This is a genomic window from Acinetobacter sp. AM (assembly GCF_003105055.1).
In the GTDB taxonomy this organism is placed as follows: domain Bacteria; phylum Pseudomonadota; class Gammaproteobacteria; order Pseudomonadales; family Moraxellaceae; genus Acinetobacter; species Acinetobacter tibetensis.
Window position 1 is genome coordinate 1 of record NZ_QETG01000049.1, and the last position, 5,560, is coordinate 5,560.

Below are 5,560 nucleotides of genomic sequence, written 5' to 3' on the forward strand. Positions count from 1 at the left end.
TTGGTTAGGGGGTGTTTGAATAAATGAGCTGGCGATGACTTACTCTCACATGGGTAACCCCACACTACCATCAGCGCTAAGAGGTTTCACTTCTGAGTTCGGGAAGGGATCAGGTGGTTCACTCTTGCTATTGTCGCCAGCACAACTGTTTATGACTATTCGTTATGGTCTTATTTACACAGCGTGTATGCCTAACTTTCATCAAATGAGTTATTAACAGGTATATTTGAGTTGGATATTGTATCTAGCTTTATAACTAAATCAAGTTATTTGCAGTGATTTGAACCACAACACCAACTGTTTGGGTGTTGTATAGTCAAGCCTCACGAGCAATTAGTATTGGTCAGCTTCACATATCACTATGCTTCCACATCCAACCTATCAACGTCGTAGTCTTCAACGGCTCTTTAGAGGACATAAAGTCCTAGGGAAATCTTATCTTGAGGTAGGCTTCCCGCTTAGATGCTTTCAGCGGTTATCCCTTCCGAACATAGCTACCCGGCGATGCGACTGGCGTCACAACCGGTACACCAGAGGTTCGTCCACTCTGGTCCTCTCGTACTAGGAGCAGATCCTCTCAAATTTCCAGCGCCCACGGTAGATAGGGACCGAACTGTCTCACGACGTTCTAAACCCAGCTCGCGTACCTCTTTAAATGGCGAACAGCCATACCCTTGGGACCTGCTTCAGCCCCAGGATGAGATGAGCCGACATCGAGGTGCCAAACACCGCCGTCGATATGAACTCTTGGGCGGTATCAGCCTGTTATCCCCAGAGTACCTTTTATCCGTTGAGCGATGGCCCTTCCATACAGAACCACCGGATCACTAAGACCTACTTTCGTACCTGCTCGACTTGTGGGTCTCGCAGTTAAGCGCGCTTTTGCCTTTATACTCTACGCGTGATTTCCGACCACGCTGAGCGCACCTTCGTACTCCTCCGTTACTCTTTAGGAGGAGACCGCCCCAGTCAAACTACCCACCAGACATGGTCCTCGTCCCGGATAACGGGACAGAGTTAGAACCTCAATATTACCAGGGTGGTATTTCAAGGACGGCTCCATTGGAACTAGCGTTCCAACTTCAAAGCCTCCCACCTATCCTACACAAGTAAGATCAAAGTTCAATGTCAAGCTGCAGTAAAGGTTCACGGGGTCTTTCCGTCTAGCCGCGGGTACACCGCATCTTCACGGCGAATTCGATTTCACTGAGTCTCTGCTGGAGACAGCGCCCCCATCATTATGCCATTCGTGCAGGTCGGAACTTACCCGACAAGGAATTTCGCTACCTTAGGACCGTTATAGTTACGGCCGCCGTTTACTGGGGCTTCGATCAAGAGCTTCGCTTACGCTAACCCCATCAATTAACCTTCCAGCACCGGGCAGGCATCACACCCTATACGTCCACTTTCGTGTTTGCAGAGTGCTATGTTTTTAATAAACAGTTGCAGGGGCCTGGTTTCTGTGGCTGCCAATAGCTCATCCCGCGAGGGGAATCACCGTCAGCAGCGTACCTTCTCCCGAAGTTACGGTACCATTTTGCCTAGTTCCTTCAGCAGAGTTCTCTCAAGCGCTTTGGTCTACTCGACCTGACCACCTGTGTCGGTTTCGGGTACGATTCCTGTGTAACTGAAGCTTAGAGACTTTTCCTGGAAGCATGGTATCAGCCACTTCACTGTACAAGTACAGCTTGCTATCAGTTCTCAGCATAGAGTACCCCGGATTTGCCTAAGATACATGCCTACAACCTTTCACCTGGACAACCAACGCCAGGCTGACTTAACCTTCTCCGTCCTCTCATCGCATTACACAGAAGTATTGGAATATTAACCAATTTCCCATCGACTACGCCTCTCGGCCTCGCCTTAGGGGTCGACTCACCCAGCCCCGATTAACGTTGGACTGGAACCCTTGGTCTTTCAGCGTGCGAGTTTTTCACTCGCATTGTCGTTACTCACGTCAGCATTCGCACTTCTGATACCTCCAGCATACTTCTCAATACACCTTCATCGGCTTACAGAACGCTCCCCTACCACTTGCAATAAATTGCAAATCCGCAGCTTCGGCATATAGTTTTAGCCCCGTTACATCTTCCGCGCAGGCCGACTCGACTAGTGAGCTATTACGCTTTCTTTAAAGGGTGGCTGCTTCTAAGCCAACCTCCTAGCTGTCTATGCCTTCCCACATCGTTTCCCACTTAACTATAATTTTGGGGCCTTAGCTGGCGGTCTGGATTGTTTTCCTCTTGACTACGGACGTTAGCACCCGCAGTCTGTCTCCCGGATAGTACTCATAGGTATTCGGAGTTTGCATCGGTTTGGTAAGTCGGGATGACCCCCTAGCCGAAACAGTGCTCTACCCCCTATGGTATTCGTCCGAGGCGCTACCTAAATAGCTTTCGGGGAGAACCAGCTATCACCAGGCTTGATTAGCCTTTCACCCCTATCCACAAGTCATCCCCTGGCTTTTCAACGACAGTGGGTTCGGTCCTCCAGTTAGTGTTACCCAACCTTCAACCTGCTCATGGATAGATCGCCTGGTTTCGGGTCTACACCCAGCAACTAAACGCCCTATTAAGACTCGATTTCTCTACGGCTCCCCTATTCGGTTAACCTTGCTACTGAATGTAAGTCGCTGACCCATTATACAAAAGGTACGCAGTCACCGAACTAGTCGGCTCCCACTGCTTGTATGCATGCGGTTTCAGGATCTATTTCACTCCCCTCACAGGGGTTCTTTTCGCCTTTCCCTCACGGTACTGGTTCACTATCGGTCAGTCAGGAGTATTTAGCCTTGGAGGATGGTCCCCCCATATTCAGACAAGGTTTCACGTGCCTCGCCCTACTCGACATCATCATATCAGCCCTTTCGTGTACAGGACTATCACCCACTATGGTTGCACTTCCCAGAGCATTCCACTAAAACTGATATGACTTAATGGGCTTTTCCCCGTTCGCTCGCCGCTACTAAGGGAATCTCAATTGATTTCTTTTCCTAAGGGTACTGAGATGTTTCACTTCCCCTCGTTCGCCTTGCAACACTATGTATTCATGTTGCAATACCTACCTTATAGTAGGTGGGTTTCCCCATTCAGAAATCTCCGGATCACAGGATATTTGCCGCCTCCCCGGAGCTTATCGCAGGCTATTACGTCTTTCATCGCCTCTGACTGCCAAGGCATCCACCACATGCACTTAATTACTTGACTATACAACCCCAAACAGTCGTAGTACCCACAAGTAGCACTAGGACAGATCGATTGCTCGATCATACAGTTTGTTGTTCTGTGTACTTAAACACGGTACAGCTTCAATTCAATTCACATACCAAAACGCTTGATTCAGTTAATTTCGCTAGTAACTCATTTAATCACTTTATAGTTGCCTATGTCGTTTTCAACGAGTATGAACAAATTATTTCAACTCAAATATATTCTGTTAATGATTTTTCCAGCCTTCGTCAGGTCAGGAAACTGTGATAAATCACAGAAGTTAATAAAACAAGATCTTCCAATCTTTATTTACTAATTTCTATAATCTAACTACTTAGCTTATATATTGATATTCAATATATGGTGGAGACTAGGAGAGTCGAACTCCTGACCTCCTGCGTGCAAAGCAGGCGCTCTACCAACTAAGCTAAGTCCCCAGCTTATCAATAAGTTAATGTCTCTGTTTTTCTGTATTCAGCATTCCTTCAAATGCTTCGTTAGTCAGATTTGGTGGGTCTGACAAGACTTGAACTTGTGACCCCACGCTTATCAAGCGTGTGCTCTAACCAACTGAGCTACAGACCCTCAGATACATCGTCATGAAGAACAACTTGTTGTGGATTCTTACCAATCGTCAATCTTTCGTTAAGGAGGTGATCCAGCCGCAGGTTCCCCTACGGCTACCTTGTTACGACTTCACCCCAGTCATCGGCCACACCGTGGTAAGCGTCCTCCTTACGGTTAGACTACCTACTTCTGGTGCAACAAACTCCCATGGTGTGACGGGCGGTGTGTACAAGGCCCGGGAACGTATTCACCGCGGCATTCTGATCCGCGATTACTAGCGATTCCGACTTCATGGAGTCGAGTTGCAGACTCCAATCCGGACTACGATCGGCTTTTTGAGATTAGCATCCTATCGCTAGGTAGCAACCCTTTGTACCGACCATTGTAGCACGTGTGTAGCCCTGGTCGTAAGGGCCATGATGACTTGACGTCGTCCCCGCCTTCCTCCAGTTTGTCACTGGCAGTATCCTTAAAGTTCCCACCCGAAGTGCTGGCAAATAAGGAAAAGGGTTGCGCTCGTTGCGGGACTTAACCCAACATCTCACGACACGAGCTGACGACAGCCATGCAGCACCTGTATGTAAGTTCCCGAAGGCACCAATCCATCTCTGGAAAGTTCTTACTATGTCAAGACCAGGTAAGGTTCTTCGCGTTGCATCGAATTAAACCACATGCTCCACCGCTTGTGCGGGCCCCCGTCAATTCATTTGAGTTTTAGTCTTGCGACCGTACTCCCCAGGCGGTCTACTTATCGCGTTAGCTGCGCCACTAAAGCCTCAAAGGCCCCAACGGCTAGTAGACATCGTTTACGGCATGGACTACCAGGGTATCTAATCCTGTTTGCTCCCCATGCTTTCGTACCTCAGCGTCAGTATTAGGCCAGATGGCTGCCTTCGCCATCGGTATTCCTCCAGATCTCTACGCATTTCACCGCTACACCTGGAATTCTACCATCCTCTCCCATACTCTAGCTGACCAGTATCGAATGCAATTCCTAAGTTAAGCTCAGGGATTTCACATCCGACTTAATCAGCCGCCTACGCACGCTTTACGCCCAGTAAATCCGATTAACGCTCGCACCCTCTGTATTACCGCGGCTGCTGGCACAGAGTTAGCCGGTGCTTATTCTGCGAGTAACGTCCACTATCCAGTAGTATTAGTACTAGTAGCCTCCTCCTCGCTTAAAGTGCTTTACAACCAAAAGGCCTTCTTCACACACGCGGCATGGCTGGATCAGGGTTCCCCCCATTGTCCAATATTCCCCACTGCTGCCTCCCGTAGGAGTCTGGGCCGTGTCTCAGTCCCAGTGTGGCGGATCATCCTCTCAGACCCGCTACAGATCGTCGCCTTGGTAGGCCTTTACCCCACCAACTAGCTAATCCGACTTAGGCTCATCTATTAGCGCAAGGTCCGAAGATCCCCTGCTTTCCCCCGTAGGGCGTATGCGGTATTAGCATTCCTTTCGGAATGTTGTCCCCCACTAATAGGCAGATTCCTAAGCATTACTCACCCGTCCGCCGCTAAGTGATTGTGCAAGCACAACCACTCCGCTCGACTTGCATGTGTTAAGCCTGCCGCCAGCGTTCAATCTGAGCCATGATCAAACTCTTCAGTTTAAAATCAGTAGTACCTATAAGGGCACCAATCTTGGCTCATCAATTTTCTGACAAATATTTCTCAAATAAACTTCGAGTAATTTCTACCATCAATCAATGAAAATAATTTCGATCAATCAATCAGTAAAAATCCACACAAGTTGTTCTTCATAATCTCTTAATGATCTT

General features: G+C 48.4%; 2 tRNA genes and 3 rRNA genes. All 5 read right to left on the reverse strand.

From position 1 onward, the window contains the following. Window positions 1-26: 26 nt before the first annotated feature. Window positions 27-141, reverse strand: a 5S ribosomal RNA gene (rrf, locus tag DCO44_RS16450). A 171-nt stretch (window positions 142-312) separates the two neighbouring features. Beyond that, window positions 313-3,206: ribosomal RNA gene (locus tag DCO44_RS16455) — 23S ribosomal RNA — on the reverse strand. A 364-nt stretch (window positions 3,207-3,570) separates the two neighbouring features. Continuing rightward, window positions 3,571-3,646: transfer RNA gene (locus DCO44_RS16460), tRNA-Ala, on the reverse strand. Between the two features lie 71 nt (window positions 3,647-3,717). Continuing rightward, window positions 3,718-3,794 (reverse strand) — tRNA-Ile (locus tag DCO44_RS16465). A gap of 61 nt (window positions 3,795-3,855) precedes the next feature. After that, window positions 3,856-5,392 (reverse strand): 16S ribosomal RNA (locus tag DCO44_RS16470). The 16S, 23S and 5S rRNA genes sit together here with 2 tRNA genes alongside, the layout of an rRNA operon. Window positions 5,393-5,560: the final 168 nt, after the last annotated feature.